Source organism: Clostridium sp. MF28 (genome assembly GCF_002969175.1).
Classification (GTDB): Bacteria; Bacillota; Clostridia; order Clostridiales; family Clostridiaceae; genus Clostridium; species Clostridium beijerinckii.
Window position 1 is genome coordinate 584,721 of sequence record NZ_CP014331.1, and the last position, 17,602, is coordinate 602,322.

A 17,602-nucleotide genomic window follows, 5' to 3' on the forward strand; every position below is an offset into this window, starting at 1 on the left:
AAAGAAGGAGATAATATGAATAAACAACCTGAAATTACCGAACAAACAAAAAGAAATATTATAGAGGCGTTTTGGAAGATTTTAAAAAAGAAAAGATTAGATAAGATAACAGTAAAAGAAATAGCCGATGTAGCCGGCTATAATCGAAGTACATTCTATGCTTATTTCACAAGTGTAAGTGATATACTTGAACAAGAAGAAAATATTTTACTTCATTATATACATGATAATGCAAGCAAAATATTGTTTCCTCACTTAATTAAAGGTTTAAGACCTAAAGCTTCTGAGCTATATTTCTTTGCCAAAAGTGAACATTTGAAAATTTTACTCAGTGAAAATGGTGCCCCCGAATTTAAAGGCAAACTAAAAAAGACAATTATTCCAATTGCCTTTAATGCATTTAACTTACCCAAGGATAATATTCACGCTGAGTATCTTTGTGAATTTTGTTTTTCTGCAGTAATATCAACCATAATCCATTGGTATGACAATAAAGAAATTGAAATAGATGAATTATTCGATATACTTTGGACAATGGTTACAAAAGGCGTACTATTTGAATATAAAAAATTAATATAACGCAGACATACTTAGCTAAAACATTATACTTAATAAACTATGCATAATTTCTTCCACTTCTAAAGAAACTATGCACAGTTTTCACTTTACATTGATCATTCCTATTCTTAAACATAGAGTGTTAAAATTGTAGCCAAAATTAAAACTCTTCAACAATATTAAAGCATTTTTTTATATCACGCTCTCCTTTTGCTACCACATCACTTAGCAGCCAAGTATTTTCCTCTGCTTTTTGAAACTTCCAATATTGTTCAAACTCCTTAACTTTATTATTTCCAAAGAGAATCTCTCCATCTGTTTCATCTACAACATAATCCTTTGCATTATATTTAATGACGAACCAGACTATATCTTTATAGCTATCATGATGATGAATAAGTCCAACTGGCTCTGCTTCTATAAATTCAAGTTCTTCAATTATCCTTCCAATATTCTCAAAAGAGTATCTTTTACATTGTGATTGCAGCCCATCATAAAACTCGGTACTCATATATTTTTGGCACATTTCAAAATTCATGCGTTCCAATGACTCAATTACCTTAGAAAATGCTTCTTTTACAGTGCTTCTAAGAAAAGCATAAGAAATATTTTTAGGATCTTTCTTTATTGTATTTATAAATTCATTTGTTTTCTTCTTTTTCTTATTCATCTCGTTATTGTATATAAGATTATTAATGCAATAATCATCCAGCTTTAAAATATGAATAATAATTATTACAAAACTTAGACCAACTAAAAAAGCAGATTTTATTGGAAATTCTCCTCCATTATGATACCACTTAATAATATCAGGCAATCCTAACTTATTTAAAAGTGCTATTAACGTAATCATCACAATAAGAATTTTAGTCTTAAAAAAGAATAGATCCGTCATAGCTTCTCTATCATATCTATTACGCTTATCAGTAGCCATATTTAAATAATACAAAGTCTCAGAGTCATTTAACATCTGAACTATCTTCTTAACATATTTACTGCGCTTATTTGGCTCTTTAAATATTTCCCACATATTATTCCCCCTGAATATATATAAGTTTATGAATTCCAAAATACTATCTTCATTAAGAAACTTCTTATTAAAATAAAATTCATTTTTTATTAGCTTCTAAAAATGTTGGTTCAGCTGTTTTTTATCCTCAAAATATAATAAATTCATATAGTTTTGTTATTGGGGGAAACCCAATATAAATACTAGACGAAGCTCATCCATTTTTTTCTTCCAAATTCACATTTGTGTAAGCACATTATCGTATGCTCGATTACACTATTGTCATATAATAATTATAATATTAATTCCAATATTATGTATATAGATAAACAAATATAGGTATATTCATTTAAAATCTATTATTTCTTATAATCTAAAGATACTACATTTCATAAAGCAATGCGGTTCTTGTTTAATATAAATTATTATATTGTTAAATTTCTTTATTTGTAACTTCTTAACTTTTTAACTTTTTTCATTGTTAAAAAGTTTTATTGGAATTGAACATTATTTTTTAAATAAAATCAAATAATTTTTCCTCCTTTTGTAAAAATCTCTTGCTATTTGAAAATAAGATTTCATATGATGGTGTTCTTCTATGCTGTATAAAGAATATCATTATAGGTTCTATGTCATAAACAAAACACGTAGTTTACTCGCAAGTAATACAAGTTAAACTACGTGGTTTATTTAAAGCTATTCAATTATTAGTACATATCACTAGCTTATGTTAAATTTTATGATTCTTAAATCGCTCTTTGATCTTGCTTTATCGAATTTTCGACGCTTGTACCGCTCCTGGTTATAAAACAATGCTTGATATTTTAAGTGTATCAGAAAATATAATTTTTAATGTTTGTTTATTGTATAAAAAACTATAAAGCGCTAATACCTTATAGTTTTTTAGTTGAAATAAGCACGCTTTATTATGAGCTGACATTTATATGATTATTTATAGTATCTTCAATCCAATTAAAAATGCGTTCACCTGCAATTAATTTAGCTCCAACCTGACAATGTTCCTCAGCACATTCATCTTTAGTAAATAGCATAAAATCTTTTCTGCATTTTAGTTCATGATAAAGTGCTTTAGCTTGTCCTGGAAAAAAGTGTTCATTTTCAGTATCAATGACAAGTGTAGGACATTTAATTTTGTCCGCTATTCCTTTAAGATAATATTTTTCAGTTTTTAAAATGAATTCAGCAGGAGTTTTTGCGTCAGATACGTACATTCCATGTGAAATTGCCCATCTCATATCTGGATTCCTTTTCATTTCCTCATAATTAATAGCATTAACTTCTTCTTGATTATTACGTACGTATGCAAAAAATTCTTCTCTTGAAAAATCAGAAGGTCTCCTGAATCCCATAAAATCATATACTCCTCCATTAGCAATACAAGCAGCAACACGTTTATCAAAAGCTGCTGCTCTAGGAGCCAAATATCCTCCAAAACTTTCTCCCATCAACACTATTGCATTTGGATCTATTTCATTTCTTGAAAGAAGATAATCTAAAACAGGAGATATGACATTTTCATAGTCATATCTAAAAAATAGATGTTGTTTACGAACTGTTTCTCCCTGTCCAGGTCCTTCAAAAGTAAAGAAGTTCATCCCACGTTCAAGTGCCGACATCGCTAGTCCATAAAATTCTTCTTTAGTACCATCATACCCATTAACTAGAACTAAAGTTGGTCTTGGATTATTATCAGTATGGTAAAAGTGACCTGGAAGATTTGTATTTTCATATGGTATTTCAACAGCCTCAATAACAGGATTATTTAACTTCATAACATATGAAAAACAATGTATGCCTTTATTATATAGTTCATTTATCCTTGTGTCATTTGGATTCTCATGTAAATAAAATTCAGCGGTTCTATAATAATTTGATGCTCTAAGATATGCCTGTCTCGCACTAGTTAAATGCCCATTTGAATAACATTCCTCAGCAAAATTTTCAATCCTTTTTGCAAGTACTGTCCACTCTTTACACCAGCTTTCAAAATCCCCTTCTTTGATTTTTTGAGCAGTTGAAATAACTTCACCTATATCTGCGCTACCAGAAGTAGCACCTCCAAGAAGTCTCAAAATCTGAAATGAAAATTGATTGTCTTTAAAAATTACCTTCATATTAAATTTCTCCTTTCAATAAATGCATAATATTTGGCGACTTTAAGCTATTTTTAGAAGATCCAAGTATTCTTTCGCTTATATCTTCTGCTGCCTTAGCTTTTATCTGTAACTCTTCCAAATTGGTGCTAAATATTCCTGGATCAAACAAAAATTTAGTAGCTACTAACATATATTCTGCAGCTTCTTTAGGATATTTGATATCAAATAATCCTTCTTTTACTCCCTGTTCAATAACTGAAGTATAAATTGGAACAAGCTTGTGTATTGTATTGATAATGAATTGCAAATGAATTCCTGATTTTTTTTCAAGGTGTAACTGCAGAATCAAGTCATCCTTTGTACGATTTATATCGAATTCATGTTTTATGATTAAATTCATTTTCTCAACTGCATTTAAATCATTTCTCTTTTGTACATCAATGAGCTGTTGAATGATTTTTTCTCTTGTATTTTCAATTACTGATATAAAAACATCTTCCTTATTTTTATAATAAATATAAAAAGTTCCTTGAGCTATACCAGCTGCTTTTACAATGTCACTTACAGCTGTTTTCCCATAACCTTTTTCTTTAAATAGTTCCATTGCAGCTGTTAATATATCATTTTTTCTCTCTTCTGGATCTTTAATTACTCTAACCATTTTTTATCCTCCTGCAAATGACTGATGTCATTCATTAATATTATTATATTCTTACAAATAATATTAGTCAATACAAAATTTACCTTATAAAGAAACTATTAAAATTAAATAGAGAAAAGAATCCTTAAATGTACACTTTATTCAGATAGCCATGGCAAAGGCTTCTCGGCTTATGTAGGAGATGGTTCTAGCCGTTGGCCAGCTGTTAACAGACTTGATGCTGCAAAACTTTATAGACTAGCACTAGAAAAAGCATCAACCGGATCAATATTTCATGCAGTAGCTAACGAAGGTGTACCTATGCGCGAAATTGCAGAAGCTATCGGCCGTCGTCTTAGTGTACCAACCAAATCAATATCTCTAGAAGAGGCAACTAACCATTTTGGAGCTCTAGGGCAGCTTATTGCTGCAGATATTCCAGCATCCAATGCTTTAACTCAAGAAAGACTTGGATGGAAGCCAGAACATTTAGGACTAATTAAGGACATTGATAGAGCTTAGTTCTTTATATATTTTTTAAATATCCTCTCAATTAAAGATAAAATAAAGAGCCAAGTAAAAACAATAGTTAAAATTGTTTTTTGCTTGGCTCTTAAAAATTTATTTCATTTTAATCCAATTCTTATTCAAATACAGCCGCTACATCATTTAAGCATTTTGTAATTTCTATATGTTGTGGACAATGTCCTTCACATTGCTTACATCCTATGCAATCAGAAGCCTTTCCATGCTCTTGAGTTAAATTATTATAGTAGACCTGTGAAATCCCAGGTCCAAATTGTTTATAGTTATTATATAGAGAGAAATATTTTGGTATTTGAATATTCTTTGGACATCCATCTACACAATACTGACATGCAGTACATGGAACTGCAATGCTACTATTAATAATATCTGTAGCTTTTTTAATAATTTCTTTTTCTTCATCATTTAAAGGCACAAAATCCTGCATATAACCTGTATTATCAAGAAGTTGTTCCATATTTGACATTCCACTTAATACCATCATTATTCCTTCATGACTTGCTACAAATCTTATTGCCCATGATGGCACAGACATATCTTTATGGTATTCTTTAAACAATTTCTCTGCTTCTTCTGGTACATTTGCAAGAGTCCCGCCTTTAATTGGTTCCATAACAACAACTTGCTTATTATGTTTTCTTGCAACTTCATAGCATTTTCTAGATTGAATACTTTCATTGTCCCAATCAATATAATTAATTTGTAATTGAACAAAATCTACTTCTGGATGAGCAGTTAAGATTTCATCTAATAAATCTGCATTATCATGAAAAGAAAAGCCCATATTTTTTACTCTTCCTTCTTCTTTCTTTTTTTGAACAAATGCAAAGCTATCGAACTTTTGAGCATTTTTATAATTTGATACACCTAAGTTGTGAAGGAGATAATAATCAAAATAATCCACACCGCATTTTTCTAATTGCTCGTCAAAAATTCTTTCTTGATCTCCCTCTTTTTTCAAAAACATAGTTGGTAGTTTTGATGCTACTGTAAAACTATCTCTCTTATGACGTTTTACTAAAGATTCTCTCAAAGCAATTTCACTCTTAAATGCATGATACATATACGCTGTATCAAAATAAGTAAAGCCCCTTTCCAAAAAAGTATCTACCATTTTATTTAACATTTCAAAATCGATACTTTCTTGATTTTCTTGATCTTTTAGCGGAAGACGCATAAATCCAAATCCTAATTTTTTCTTTTCCATCTCTTCGTTTCTCCTTAACTCTTTTAAAATAGTAAATTAAATTGTAATTTTCATGCCCTCATTCATAAATTGAATTAAATATTTAAGTACTTCTTATTACAAACTAAATTCTACTACTTTGAGTGGACTCTAAGTCAAGTATTTTTTCACTCTACCCCTAAAATGAAAAAGTAACTTCTTGATTGCAATACTAAGTTCATTTTACGCGAAGTTAACGCCGCATTTTCAGAGACTTCCAAGAATCAAAACCTACTTATTTACTTAACGTTATATTTAGAGGTGTATTCCTCCACGCTTATAGATACCCAATTTAAGAATTTGACTTATTAGATAAATATGTTTATAAAGTTTTCAAAACTTTAAGTTCATATCTTCACTAGAAATCATAAATATATTTGTAACCACAAGGGTCATAATATGGAGAAAACATTTGAAAATGAGCTGCTAATATTCTTAGTTGTTGGTTGTTCCACTTTAGCTTGTCATACTGAAAGTAGGAGCATGCTAAAGTGGTGAAACCTACAACTTAGAATTTTAAGTGATATTTTCATAGCTTTTCGGAACAAAATATTTATGATTTCGGTAAGTACCACATAAATCTAGCTTTAAATTTGGATATCTATTCACCCCAACTATTTTTGCATATCTTATATATTTCATATATTTCTTCATCAGTATACTTTTCAAAAACATGTTGATTCCAATCCCATCTACTATTTTGCACTCTATAATTTCCACAACAACTTATTTTAGGATGCTCCATTACATTTAAATTTGGGTCCGTTCCTTTAACTAAAGAAATTAAATCTTTTTTATCTAAATCAAGCTTCAAATCCATATCTCCTTTGATTTCATTACTTAATTATATTCCTAATAAATTATTATATTCACTTATCTTTTAGTATCATTTTTTATACTATGTTACAGAAAAGTGCGCTCTTATATAAACTGGTTGATTATGTTATAAATATATTATAGAAATATCAATTTAACTTTCTCCGCAAGGAATAAAATAAAATATATGAATTAAGGGGGACCTTTAAAATGACAAGACAATCTTTATTAATAAAACGTTATGATAAGTTAAGCACAAAGGTAATTGAGGCTTTGAAAAAGCGTCATTTTGATGCTTTTTATTGCAAGACTAAGGACGAAGCAGTTCAGCAAATTTTGGATTTGATTCCAGAAAACCATGTTGTGTCTTGGGGTGGCTCTGAAACCTTAACTGAAATTGGCATAAAAGAACTTGTAAAAGAAAAATGCTATCAAGTTATAGATAGAGATACTGGAAAGAGTCCTGAAGAACGAACAGAACTTATGAGAAAAGCACTTTTATGTGATACATTTTTAATGAGCAGCAATGCTATAAGCGAAGACGGTCAGCTATTTAATATCGATGGAAATGGGAATCGTGTAGCAGCCATGATTTTTGGACCTAAAAGCGTCATAGTTGTAGCTGGAATGAATAAAGTTGTGAAAACTCTTGATGATGCAATTCAAAGAGCTAGAACAATTGCTGCACCATCAAATATGCAGCATTTTCAAGATATGAAGACTCCATGCTATATAAATGGCAGCTGTGGAGACTGTCTAAGCCCAGATTGTATTTGTTCGCAAATGGTAACAACAAGAACTAGCAGGCCCGCAAAAAAGATAAAGGTTATACTAATTGGAGAAGACCTTGGCTTTTAAGCAGAGAACCCGAATCTGTGATTCGGTGTGAATCGCTTACTCAGCGAACGTATGTAAGTCGAGTTTCCTTTTAAAATTTCTCTAGAGATCAATAAATATGTTTGCTTGGAATGGCTATAAAAATATCGCTGAAGATAGTGAACTCACGGTTGTGGTCACTTAAACATGCTCCCGCCTTGGGTGTGACAAGTCAAAGTGTAACAACCATAAGCTAAATATCTTTAGCAGCTCATTTTCAAATTCCATTCTCCATATTATGACCCTTGTGGCTACAAAAATATTTATTTGTTACGATATAGATAATTGTTTTGTTAAAGAAATTATTAACTATGTTACAATTTTTTATGCATACGGAAATCGATAATGTTTTCCAATTATTCTGTGGTCGTACTTCGAACTATATGTATATTTTAGTCTGTATTTTAAATTAGTGTTGAAAGTTTACAGTTAGCTTATCTATATAAAGGCATAAAAAATAACAAGTTCCCTACAATTGTAGAAAACTTGTTATCTTTATATAGTTTATTTAAATAGGTTTAATTCACAATCCAAAAATAATAAATCAGTATGCAGGTTGATTTATTATTTTCTCATGTGCCTAATGTGAGGGCATTTTAATTAGTCTTTTTCATATAGTTTATTTAAATAGGTTTAATTCACAATCTGAAAATAATAAATCAGTATGCAGGTTGATTTATTATTTTCTCATGTGCCTAATGTGAGGGCATTTTAACTAGTTTTTTATGATATTATCTAAGCATCCATCCTGAAAGTACCATCATTTGAACTTCTGATGTTCCTTCATAGATTTCTGTTATCTTAGCATCACGCATCATTCTTTCAATTGGATAATCACTTGTGTATCCATAACCACCAAATAATTGTAAACAACGATTTGTTACATCTGTAGCATTTCTAGCAGCAAATAATTTTGCCATAGCAGCTAAATGTGTGAATTTTTGATGATCATCTTTTGCACATGCAGCTTGATATACTAAAAGTTTTGCAGCTTCTGTATTTGCACGCATTTGAGCAAGTTCAAATTGTGTATTTTGGAATTGAGCAATAGATTTTCCAAATTGAACACGTTCTTTAACATATTTTACAGTTTCTTCTATTGCACCTTCTGCAATACCAAGAGCTTGTGCAGCGATACCAATACGGCCTCCATCAAGAGTTGCCATTGCAATACCAAATCCTTTTCCTTCTTCTCCTAAAAGATTTTCCTTTGGAACTATACAGTTATCAAAGAATAATTCACATGTAGAAGATGCACGAATTCCCATCTTTAATTCATGGCTTCCAACTGAAAATCCTGGGAAGTCTTTTTCAACGATAAATGCTGAAATACCTTTTGTTCCTTTACTCTTATCTGTCATAGCAAATACAATATATGTGTCTGCATATCCTGCATTAGTAATGAAGATTTTGCTTCCATTTAATATATAATTGTCTCCATCTAATACTGCTGTTGTCTTTTGCATTGAAGCATCAGTTCCAGCTACTGGTTCAGTTAATCCAAAGGCACCTAATTTTTCACCTGAAGCAAGTGGTTTTAAATATTTTTCTTTTTGAGCATCTGTACCAAATGTGTAAATTGGTGTTGCACAAAGGCTTGTATGTGCTGAAACTATAACACCTGTTGTTCCACAACATTTAGATAATTCTTCTACACATTGTATATAACTTAATGTGTCCATTCCAGCTCCGCCGTATTCTTCAGGAAATGGAATTCCAAGCAAGCCCATTTCAGCCATTTTTGCTACATTTTCTTCTGGAAATCGCATACTTTCATCGATTTCTTTTGCAATTGGTTTTACCTCATTTTCTGCAAATTCACGATACATTTCTAGTAATTGTTGGTGATTTTCATCTTGTTTAAAATCCATTTTAATTTCCTACCTTTCTTTTTTTCATCTTTTCCTTTTTTATTTCATGGGATGTTAATATATATATAAATTTTTTAATTATGAGCTTAATTTTCTATCGGACAACATACCTTACCTGGATTCATAATAGAATTTGGATCGAATACTTCCTTAATACCTTTCATTAATTCCATATTTATTTCTCCAACGCTATCAGCTAAATAAGCCATCTTTCCACTACCAATTCCATGTTCGCCTGAAACAAGTCCACCGCATTTGATTGCTTCTTCGTAAATAATCTTAAAGAATTTGTCAACTCTTGTCTTGAATTCTTCTTCTTCTAAATCGTTACTACATTGGTATATGTGAAGATTTCCATCCCCTGCATGTCCAAAACTCTTAATAGTTAATCCACACTCTTCACCAGTTTTATTTACAAAAGCAAGATAAGGAGCGATTTTATTTACTGGAACTACAACATCACATTCATCTAATAATTTTGTTTCTGCCATAATAGCTTCTAAGAAACTTGAACGCGCTGCCCATGCATCCTTTATTTTTGCAGGTGTATCAGCTACAAGAACATCAATTGCTCCTGCTTCTAATACTATTTCACTTGCTTGCTCAATAAGATTATTTAATTCATCTTCATTACCTGCATCTATAGTAACGAGTAAATAAGCATTTGCAGTAACTCCATCAATTACTTGTGGGAATACACTCTTTCCAATATATCTTTCACTAGATAAAACAATTTCTCTTTCCATGAATTCTATCGCTTGTGGATTCATGTGTTCCATTCTAAATTTTGGAACAGTAGAAATACAATCATCTAAATTTTCAAAAGGAATAATTAAACTTGCTACTACCTTTGGCGCTGGCATTACTTTCAATGTTAGTTCTGTAATAATTCCAAGTGTACCTTCTGAACCAATCATTAGATTTAAAAGGCTATAACCTGAGCTTGTTTTTGATACTGTAGCACCAAATTTAGTAATTTCTCCTGTTGGAAGAACAACTGTCATTGCACGTACATAATCACGTGTCGCACCGTATTTAACGGCTCTCATTCCACCAGCATTTGTTGCAACATTTCCACCGAGGCATGCAAATTTTTCACCTGGATCTGGAGCATATAATAATCCTTGTTTTAAACAATCCTCTGCAAGGTCATTTAATAGAACTCCAGCTTCTACATTAACAACAAAGTTTTCTAAATCATAAGAAATTATTTTGTTCATTTTTGTAATATCGATTAAAACTCCTCCAAGTAGTGGAACTGCTCCACCTGTAAGTCCTGTTCCTGCTCCTCTTGGAGTTACTGGTATTTTATTTTCATTACATATTTTTACCACTGCAGCAACTTCTTCTGTAGAATGTGCCATAAACACAACTTGTGGAGCTACTTTTCCGTAGATAGGCATTTCATCGTGACTATAGTCATCGTTTATATCAGCTCCTGTTAAAATATGCCCTGGTGCTGCCTCCTGTAATTTTGAGATTATCTCCTCTGTCAATTGATTATACTCAGCCATAATATTCATTCCTTTCTAAGATATTAGATGTAAAATTCACTTTATCTTTCTTTAGCAAATTACTACGCCGAACTAATTCAGTTTACATTTTATACCCTAAGGGTATAAAATGTAGGCTTTTGAATAAAGTTCTTTAATTTTCTAAAAACTACTGAATTTTCCTGGTAAACTTTAAACGGTCACCTGTAATATATATCAACTGCCTTAAAGTGTTCCAACAAAACATACTATTCCAGCTATAACTACATAACACACAAAGTATTTAAATACGCTTTTTAAAATTTTACTTTCCGAACCTGATTGATTAATTGCACTTGCACCAATTGCAATACTTTGAGGGCAAATCATCTTTCCTATACCTGCTCCAAGAGTATTTGCTGCTGCCATCCATGCACCAGAAAGTCCAAGATTTTGTGCGGTTTGTACTTGTAATCCTCCAAATAAAACACTGGTTGATGTACCTGATCCAGTTACAAATCCTCCAATTGCTCCAATTAATGGAGAAATTAATGGGTATGCTCCTCCAGTTACTACAACTAAAAGACTTGCAATATCTGAAATCATTCCACTATACCCCATTACCTTTGCTGTTGACATAACTGCACAAATTGTAACGATTGTTTTCCAGTTTGCTTTTAATGTGCTACGCAGTACATCAAGTATTGTTGATATTTTTGCGCCTTGAACGAGACCGCCAATGACTGCTGCAACAAGAATGATAACACCTGGTGTATTAATCCAGCTGAAAGTTAGAGTATTTCCACCTTTACCAGCATATACGCTTGTACTAGTTTTAAATACTGCAATTGCATCATGAACTGGTGCACATAATGTTGATGTAGCCATTAACATTACGAATATTAAGATAAATGGACACCATGCTTGTACTGCTTTACCAAATGATAAAGCTGTTTCTTCTTTTTTCTTGTTAATTTGAATGCAATACTCGTCTTGAGGCTTTTTATTAAAGATTTTTGCTGCTACAACCGTACATACCATACAACAGATAGATCCTACTATATCTGGAAGTTCTGCTCCAACTGCTGTTGCTGTAATATAAGCAGGTACTGTAAATGATAATGCAGCGACTAATGTAACAAGAAATGCCCCCTTCAATGCCTTTATTCCTCCACCTACGATGCATACCATAATAAATGGACTTATAAAACAAAGAATTCCTTCAATTATTACTGTATTTACTGCCAATGTGTTTGACCCAACTCCGGTTACTGCTGAAAGTGTCACGAGTGGTATTCCTACTGAACCAAATGCTGTTGGTGTACTGTTAGCAACCAAACATGCTAGAACTGCTGAAAATGGATTTAATCCAACACCAGCAAGCATAGATGCTGGAATAGCAACTGCTGTTCCAAACCCAGCCATTCCTTCCATGAAATTACCGAATCCCCATCCAATAATTAATGTTAAAACCCTTTTATCCATAGAAACTCCGGCCAACATTTCCTTTATGAAATCCATTGCACCTGTACGTAAAATTAAATTATACGTAAACAAAGCTGCAACGATAACTAAACAGATTGGCCACAATGCGTTGAGTACTCCTTCAAATACTCCTGTCACAGTATAAACCACATTTAATTTCCAGAAAAAAATAGCTAAAAACATTGTAAGAACAAGTGCAATAGAGCAAGCTTTATAACCTGGCATTTTTAATCCACTGAGTGCAACTATAAGCCAAATGATAGGTAATATCGCCATTAAGAATTTAAAAAACAACATTCTTTTATCCTCCTCATACAATTTTTAAATGGTATAACCTTTTAAAAATTGTTATTACTATTTTGGTCTTAATTACATAGCTTCCCACTTGTTGATTCAATACTATTTTTACATATATTCGGATTTAGTTGTTTTTTATATGCTGCGTCTCTTATTCAATTATGTTTTTTAATAATTCTCCAAGTATACAAGTGTGAAATTTATATATAATTTCATTTTCTTGTGAATTGAGATTTATTTTTTTGGTTATCCCACCAACTTTTTGGTGGGATAACCATTTATCTTATCTGGAAAAAGTATTTATTCTGCTTTTGCTTTTTTCATTTCTTCAATCATAATTGGAAGGATTTCATTTACATTTCCAACAATTGCTACGTTAGCAACTTCAAAGATTGGAGCTTCTTCATCTTTATTAATTGCCACAATATAATTGGAACCTGTCATTCCTGATGTATGCTGTGTTGCTCCAGAAATACCGCATGCAATATAAAGTTTTGGTGCTACGATTTTTCCTGATTGTCCAACTTGGTGTGCACGAGAAATCCAACCGTCTTCAATTGCTGGTCTTGTTGCGCCTACTACGCCTCCAAGTACACGTGCTAATTCTTCAACTAGTTTGAAGTTTTCTGCACTTCCCATTCCACGTCCACCAGAAACAATAACTTCAGCTTCTTCCAAATTAACAGATTCAGAAATTTCTTTTACTGTATTAATAATTTTTGCCTTAATAGCATCAGCTGGAATTTCTATTTTCTTTTCTGTAACGTCTGCATTTGAAGTGGCTTCTGGCTTAGGGAAACTTCCATTTCTAACTGTTACTACAGCTGTTCCCTCTACTTCAATATGTTCTAAGATTGTACCGCCATAAGCTGGTCTAGTATATATAACTTTATCATCAGCTTTACTCATTCCTATTACGTCACTTACGCATCCCAAATTCATACGACCTGCAATACGTGGTGCAACATCTTTAGCAAGTGTTGTATTAGCTAATAAAACAATATCTGGATTTTCTTCCTTAACAGTTTCTGATAATAATTCTGTCAAAGTATCACAATCTGTAGCTGTATCAGTAAAAATAACTGGAATTCCAAATGCTGCTATTGTATCTGCAATAGCTTTATTTCCTACTACAAGAGCTGTTCCTTCTGCATCTAATGCTTTTGCTGCGTTAATAAGTTCAATACTTCCACCTAATGCCTTTTCTCCATCTGTTTCAATGAATAATAATGCTTTCATACTTTCGTTTCCTCCTTAATTAGATTGCCTTATCTTTTTTCATTTGCTCCATAACAGCACTTACTGCTAAAGTAGCATCCTTCTCTTGAATCTTGATACCAGCCTCTTTCTTAGGAGGTGCAACATATTCTATTAAGCGTACTTTTGCTTGTTTTACCTCTCCAATTTCTGCTGCTGAATAAGTTGGGATTACTGCCTTACGGCTTGCCATCTTACTTTTTATAGTAGGATAACGTGGATCATAATCTGGCTTGCTTACTGTTACTACAGCTGGACATTCTAGTGAAACTAAATTATATCCTTCTTCAGTTTCTTGATGAATTTCCATAGAATTATCTTTTAAATCGATTTCAATAGCGCTGCTGACATAGCCTGTCTTTAATTTTTCTGCGAGCATAGCTCCAACTTGACCAGTAATTTCATCTGTAGATTCTTTTCCACAAAGAATCAAATCAAATTTTTCACCTTTATCTGCTTCAATCTTATGAATAGCATCTGCCAAAACATCAGCTGTTCCCATAGCATCTAAATCTGCATATAAGTCATCTTTTACAAAAAATGCTTCTTTAGCTCCTACAGCAAGGCAATTTTTTAATGTGTTTAAAGAATCATCTGCTCCAACTGTTAATACACTAACTTTTCCTCCATGAGCCTCGGTAAAACGAACCGCTAGCTCTAATGCATATGTATCAAATGCATTTGCAACCAAACTGACTCCATTTAATTTAGGTTTTTTCTTTTCATTATCCAAATGGATTTCAATTGAATCATCTGGAACCTGCTTTACACATAACAGAATCTGCATACTTTCCCTCTCCTTTATCCTTTTAAATTGCTAAATTGTTTTTTGATAAAACCATTCTGTATCTTGGTGGTAAAAATCACCATCAAATAAATACTATCGCTAATTTATTTTTTGTATACGATATCGTAAATTGGTCTTACCAATTCACAAGTAAATTCTAACACATGGTACCAGATATTTCAATCCCTAATATAAAAATTTTTTTATGAATATATTTTAGGTTATATTAACCTAGGATTATGATAAAATTACCATGATTGATTAGCTATATTTCTTGCAAGAACTAAGATTACTGCGCATTCATATCATTACTAAATGATAATTTGCATAAATAAATTTCTTGATATATGCATATTGGTGATGGAAATGGAAAATCAAAATAATTTATTTAAATGTGGTGATTTTGAATTTGAATAAAATGAATCTTATTACTGTGAATGAAGCAAAATGTATAAAATGTGAATTATGTATTAAAGAATGTCCTGTGGCTCTTCTAAAGATGGGTTCACATGGACCAGAAGAAATTGAAAACAATCATTGTATTTCCCTGTGGACATTGCACTGCTATATGTCCTAATAGTGCGATAGATAATAAAAAATCACCTTTAGAAGATCAGATTGATTTAAAAGATTTTGCTAAACTAAACGAAAAGCAGGCAGAATATTTCTTAAGATCTCGCCGTTCCATAAGAAATTACAAAACTGAACCTGTATCAAGAGAAAAATTGACAAAATTAATTGATATTGCAAGATTGGCTCCTACTGCAAGTAATAGTCAAGTTAACTTATCTTGAATTATTCGCCCCTTCCCTAGGACTTGGATCATGCTGGGCTGGAATTTTCGAGCATTGCATAGCCATTGAAGACTCACCACTGCTTAAATCATTCAATATTCCTAAAGATAAAAAAGTCGTAGGTGCCGTTATGGTTGGATATTCAAAGTATAGTTATAATAGATTAGTTGATAGAAATCCATTAGATGCTACTTTTATAGAATAATTAATAATTACACTGAAAAAAGCTATCCTGTAAAAGATAGCTTTTTTCTTTCTATTAAAATTTCAGAACTATATATAAATGCTACTAAGTATTTTCTTCATTTTTCTTTTTTGCTTTAAGTATATTGTAAATAATACCAAGTACTATAAACCATACAGGTGTTACAAATAAAGCAACACGAGTTTCATTATTAAGTGCCAATACAACTAGAATGAAAGCAAAAAATGCTAGAATTATATAGTTTATTATTGGATAAAGTGGCATTTTGAATTTGCTCTTTGCAGCAAGTTCAGGATTAGTTTTGCGATATCTCATGTGGCAAATAACTATGACTGCCCAAATATATATAAAACAAAATGTCGATATACTTGTTATAAGCACAAATACTCCTTCAGGCATAACAAAATTTAAAATAACTGAAATCAAAATGACAATTGCTGAAAACATTGTAGCATTTGAAGGTACTTGACTAGAAGTCAGCTTTTTCATTGATTCAGGTGCATTTTCTTCTTTAGCAAGCGAATAAACCATACGGCTTGTACTGAAGATAGCACTATTACAAGCAGATGCTGCTGATGTTAATACAACGAAGTTTACAATACTTGCTGCTGCTGCAATTCCTACTGCTGCAAACACCTGAACAAATGGACTTTTATCTGGATTAATTGAGTTCCAAGGATATATGCTCATAATAACAATAAGTGCGCCTATATAGAAAATAATAATTCTAATTGGAATATTGTTAATAGCTTTTGGAATAACATATTCTGGTTTTTCGGTTTCACCAGCTGTAAGGCCAACCAATTCAATTCCAGCAAAAGCGAACACTACCATTTGGAATGAAAGAATAAAACCATTTATTCCATTTGGAAATAACCCGCCGTGGCTCCAAAGATTTGCAAAGCTAGATGCACCAGCATCTGTTGAAAATCCTGTAATAATCATAAATATACCAATTACAATTAGTGCTAAGATTGCAACAACTTTAATTAAAGCAAACCAAAATTCCATTTCACCAAATAATTTTACTGCTGTAAGATTCATAATTAGTAAAATTACAAGAACAATAAGACTTGGAAGCCATTGAGGTATATTAGGAAGCCAGTATTGTATGTATAACCCCGCAGCAGTCAAATCAGCCATTCCAACTGAAATCCAGCAAAACCAATATGTCCATCCAGTAATAAATGCTGCTCCGTTCCCTAAATAATCATATACAAAGTCTACAAATGAATGATAATTTAAATTCGATAGTAATAATTCCCCGAGAGCACGCATAACAAAGAAGCATATTATTCCTGTTATTATGTAAGCAAATAAGATAGATGGACCAGCTAAGTGAATTGATCTTCCTGAACCAAGGAATAGTCCTGTTCCAATTGCACCTCCTATAGCAAGTAATTGAACATGTCGATTTTTTAGCCCTCTCGATAAATTTTGATTTTCTGATGTTGATTTATCCATTTTATTCCTCCATATTTATCAAAGCACATAGATAAATGCTTTTTTATTCTTTAGAAATTTATATTCCAATAAAATCTGTGGATAACTTAAAAAAGGTAGATTAATTAGTTTTTATATTTTAAAACGAATAAAAAAGGAATCTTATTCGCCTGCCAAATTTTTCTCACATACGTTCGAAAAGGC

The 17,602-nt window shown here is 31.7% G+C and carries 14 protein-coding genes and 1 pseudogene; 4 read left to right on the forward strand and 11 right to left on the reverse strand.

The window, feature by feature from the left end; translation table 11 throughout:
- The first annotated feature begins 15 nt into the window (after positions 1–15).
- The gene (locus AXY43_RS02375; protein ID WP_065417983.1) at positions 16–579 is read left to right on the forward strand and encodes a TetR/AcrR family transcriptional regulator; all 564 of its coding nucleotides are present in this window, start codon (positions 16–18) and stop codon (positions 577–579) included.
- Between the two features lie 139 nt (positions 580–718).
- Here AXY43_RS02375 and AXY43_RS02380 read toward each other — a convergent pair whose 3' ends face one another.
- From AXY43_RS02380 to AXY43_RS02390, 3 genes are all read right to left on the reverse strand, one after another.
- On the reverse strand, positions 719–1,588 hold the full coding sequence (locus tag AXY43_RS02380) for a Tim44 domain-containing protein (RefSeq protein ID WP_012059079.1): 870 nt from the start codon (positions 1,586–1,588) through the stop codon (positions 719–721).
- A 905-nt stretch (positions 1,589–2,493) separates the two neighbouring features.
- Positions 2,494–3,702 carry an alpha/beta hydrolase family protein gene (locus AXY43_RS02385; protein WP_105410918.1) on the reverse strand — a complete coding sequence of 403 codons (1,209 nt, stop codon included), beginning with the start codon at positions 3,700–3,702 and terminating at the stop codon, positions 2,494–2,496.
- Between the two features lies 1 nt (position 3,703).
- Complete coding sequence (locus tag AXY43_RS02390; protein ID WP_105410919.1) at positions 3,704–4,345, reverse strand: TetR/AcrR family transcriptional regulator; 642 nt, start codon at positions 4,343–4,345, stop codon at positions 3,704–3,706.
- A gap of 300 nt (positions 4,346–4,645) precedes the next feature.
- Between AXY43_RS02390 and AXY43_RS27460 the strand changes: the two genes are divergently transcribed.
- Entirely contained in the window at positions 4,646–4,846 is a 201-nt protein-coding gene (locus tag AXY43_RS27460) for a hypothetical protein (RefSeq protein WP_242986255.1), read from the forward strand.
- A gap of 121 nt (positions 4,847–4,967) precedes the next feature.
- Here AXY43_RS27460 and AXY43_RS02400 read toward each other — a convergent pair whose 3' ends face one another.
- The gene (locus tag AXY43_RS02400) at positions 4,968–6,077 is read right to left on the reverse strand and encodes an aldo/keto reductase (RefSeq protein ID WP_105410920.1); all 1,110 of its coding nucleotides are present in this window, start codon (positions 6,075–6,077) and stop codon (positions 4,968–4,970) included.
- A 619-nt stretch (positions 6,078–6,696) separates the two neighbouring features.
- Positions 6,697–6,909 (reverse strand): hypothetical protein, encoded by a 213-nt coding sequence (locus AXY43_RS02405; protein ID WP_017212936.1) that lies wholly within the window; start codon positions 6,907–6,909, stop codon positions 6,697–6,699.
- Positions 6,910–7,121: 212 nt separating this feature from the next.
- Between AXY43_RS02405 and AXY43_RS02410 the strand changes: the two genes are divergently transcribed.
- A complete protein-coding gene (locus AXY43_RS02410) occupies positions 7,122–7,769 on the forward strand; it encodes a lactate utilization protein (protein ID WP_023975401.1) in 648 nt (215 codons plus the stop codon).
- Between the two features lie 749 nt (positions 7,770–8,518).
- On the opposite strand, the gene AXY43_RS02415 is transcribed toward AXY43_RS02410, so the two are convergent.
- The 5 genes from AXY43_RS02415 to AXY43_RS02435 form a co-directional block, all read right to left on the reverse strand.
- On the reverse strand, positions 8,519–9,658 hold the full coding sequence (locus AXY43_RS02415; protein WP_012059083.1) for an acyl-CoA dehydrogenase: 1,140 nt from the start codon (positions 9,656–9,658) through the stop codon (positions 8,519–8,521).
- A gap of 86 nt (positions 9,659–9,744) precedes the next feature.
- Positions 9,745–11,172 carry an FAD-binding oxidoreductase gene (locus AXY43_RS02420; RefSeq protein WP_012059084.1) on the reverse strand — a complete coding sequence of 476 codons (1,428 nt, stop codon included), beginning with the start codon at positions 11,170–11,172 and terminating at the stop codon, positions 9,745–9,747.
- Positions 11,173–11,376: 204 nt separating this feature from the next.
- Positions 11,377–12,912: an L-lactate permease gene (locus AXY43_RS02425; RefSeq protein WP_038457654.1), complete on the reverse strand. Its 1,536-nt coding sequence runs from the start codon at positions 12,910–12,912 to the stop codon at positions 11,377–11,379.
- A 300-nt stretch (positions 12,913–13,212) separates the two neighbouring features.
- Complete coding sequence (locus tag AXY43_RS02430; RefSeq protein ID WP_039768777.1) at positions 13,213–14,151, reverse strand: electron transfer flavoprotein subunit alpha/FixB family protein; 939 nt, start codon at positions 14,149–14,151, stop codon at positions 13,213–13,215.
- A gap of 19 nt (positions 14,152–14,170) precedes the next feature.
- A complete protein-coding gene (locus AXY43_RS02435; RefSeq protein ID WP_105410921.1) occupies positions 14,171–14,956 on the reverse strand; it encodes an electron transfer flavoprotein subunit beta/FixA family protein in 786 nt (261 codons plus the stop codon).
- Positions 14,957–15,374: 418 nt separating this feature from the next.
- On the opposite strand from AXY43_RS02435, the pseudogene AXY43_RS02440 reads away from it, so the two are divergent.
- Positions 15,375–15,955 (forward strand): annotated as a pseudogene (locus AXY43_RS02440) (nitroreductase family protein).
- A gap of 84 nt (positions 15,956–16,039) precedes the next feature.
- Here AXY43_RS02440 and AXY43_RS02445 read toward each other — a convergent pair.
- On the reverse strand, positions 16,040–17,419 hold the full coding sequence (locus tag AXY43_RS02445) for an amino acid permease (protein WP_039768779.1): 1,380 nt from the start codon (positions 17,417–17,419) through the stop codon (positions 16,040–16,042).
- Between the last annotated feature and the right edge of the window lie 183 nt (positions 17,420–17,602).

Coding starts and splice junctions, on each gene's coding strand:
- AXY43_RS02390 (WP_105410919.1), bottom strand. CDS start 4,345: ATGGTTAGAGTAATTAAAGATCCAGAAGAGAGAAAAAATGATATATTA.
- AXY43_RS02445 (WP_039768779.1), bottom strand. CDS start 17,419: ATGGATAAATCAACATCAGAAAATCAAAATTTATCGAGAGGGCTAAAA.
- AXY43_RS02415 (WP_012059083.1), bottom strand. CDS start 9,658: ATGGATTTTAAACAAGATGAAAATCACCAACAATTACTAGAAATGTAT.
- AXY43_RS27460 (WP_242986255.1), top strand. CDS start 4,646: ATGCGCGAAATTGCAGAAGCTATCGGCCGTCGTCTTAGTGTACCAACC.
- AXY43_RS02385 (WP_105410918.1), bottom strand. CDS start 3,702: ATGAAGGTAATTTTTAAAGACAATCAATTTTCATTTCAGATTTTGAGA.
- AXY43_RS02380 (WP_012059079.1), bottom strand. CDS start 1,588: ATGTGGGAAATATTTAAAGAGCCAAATAAGCGCAGTAAATATGTTAAG.
- AXY43_RS02425 (WP_038457654.1), bottom strand. CDS start 12,912: ATGTTGTTTTTTAAATTCTTAATGGCGATATTACCTATCATTTGGCTT.
- AXY43_RS02375 (WP_065417983.1), top strand. CDS start 16: ATGAATAAACAACCTGAAATTACCGAACAAACAAAAAGAAATATTATA.
- AXY43_RS02420 (WP_012059084.1), bottom strand. CDS start 11,172: ATGGCTGAGTATAATCAATTGACAGAGGAGATAATCTCAAAATTACAG.
- AXY43_RS02435 (WP_105410921.1), bottom strand. CDS start 14,956: ATGCAGATTCTGTTATGTGTAAAGCAGGTTCCAGATGATTCAATTGAA.
- AXY43_RS02400 (WP_105410920.1), bottom strand. CDS start 6,077: ATGGAAAAGAAAAAATTAGGATTTGGATTTATGCGTCTTCCGCTAAAA.
- AXY43_RS02430 (WP_039768777.1), bottom strand. CDS start 14,151: ATGAAAGCATTATTATTCATTGAAACAGATGGAGAAAAGGCATTAGGT.
- AXY43_RS02410 (WP_023975401.1), top strand. CDS start 7,122: ATGACAAGACAATCTTTATTAATAAAACGTTATGATAAGTTAAGCACA.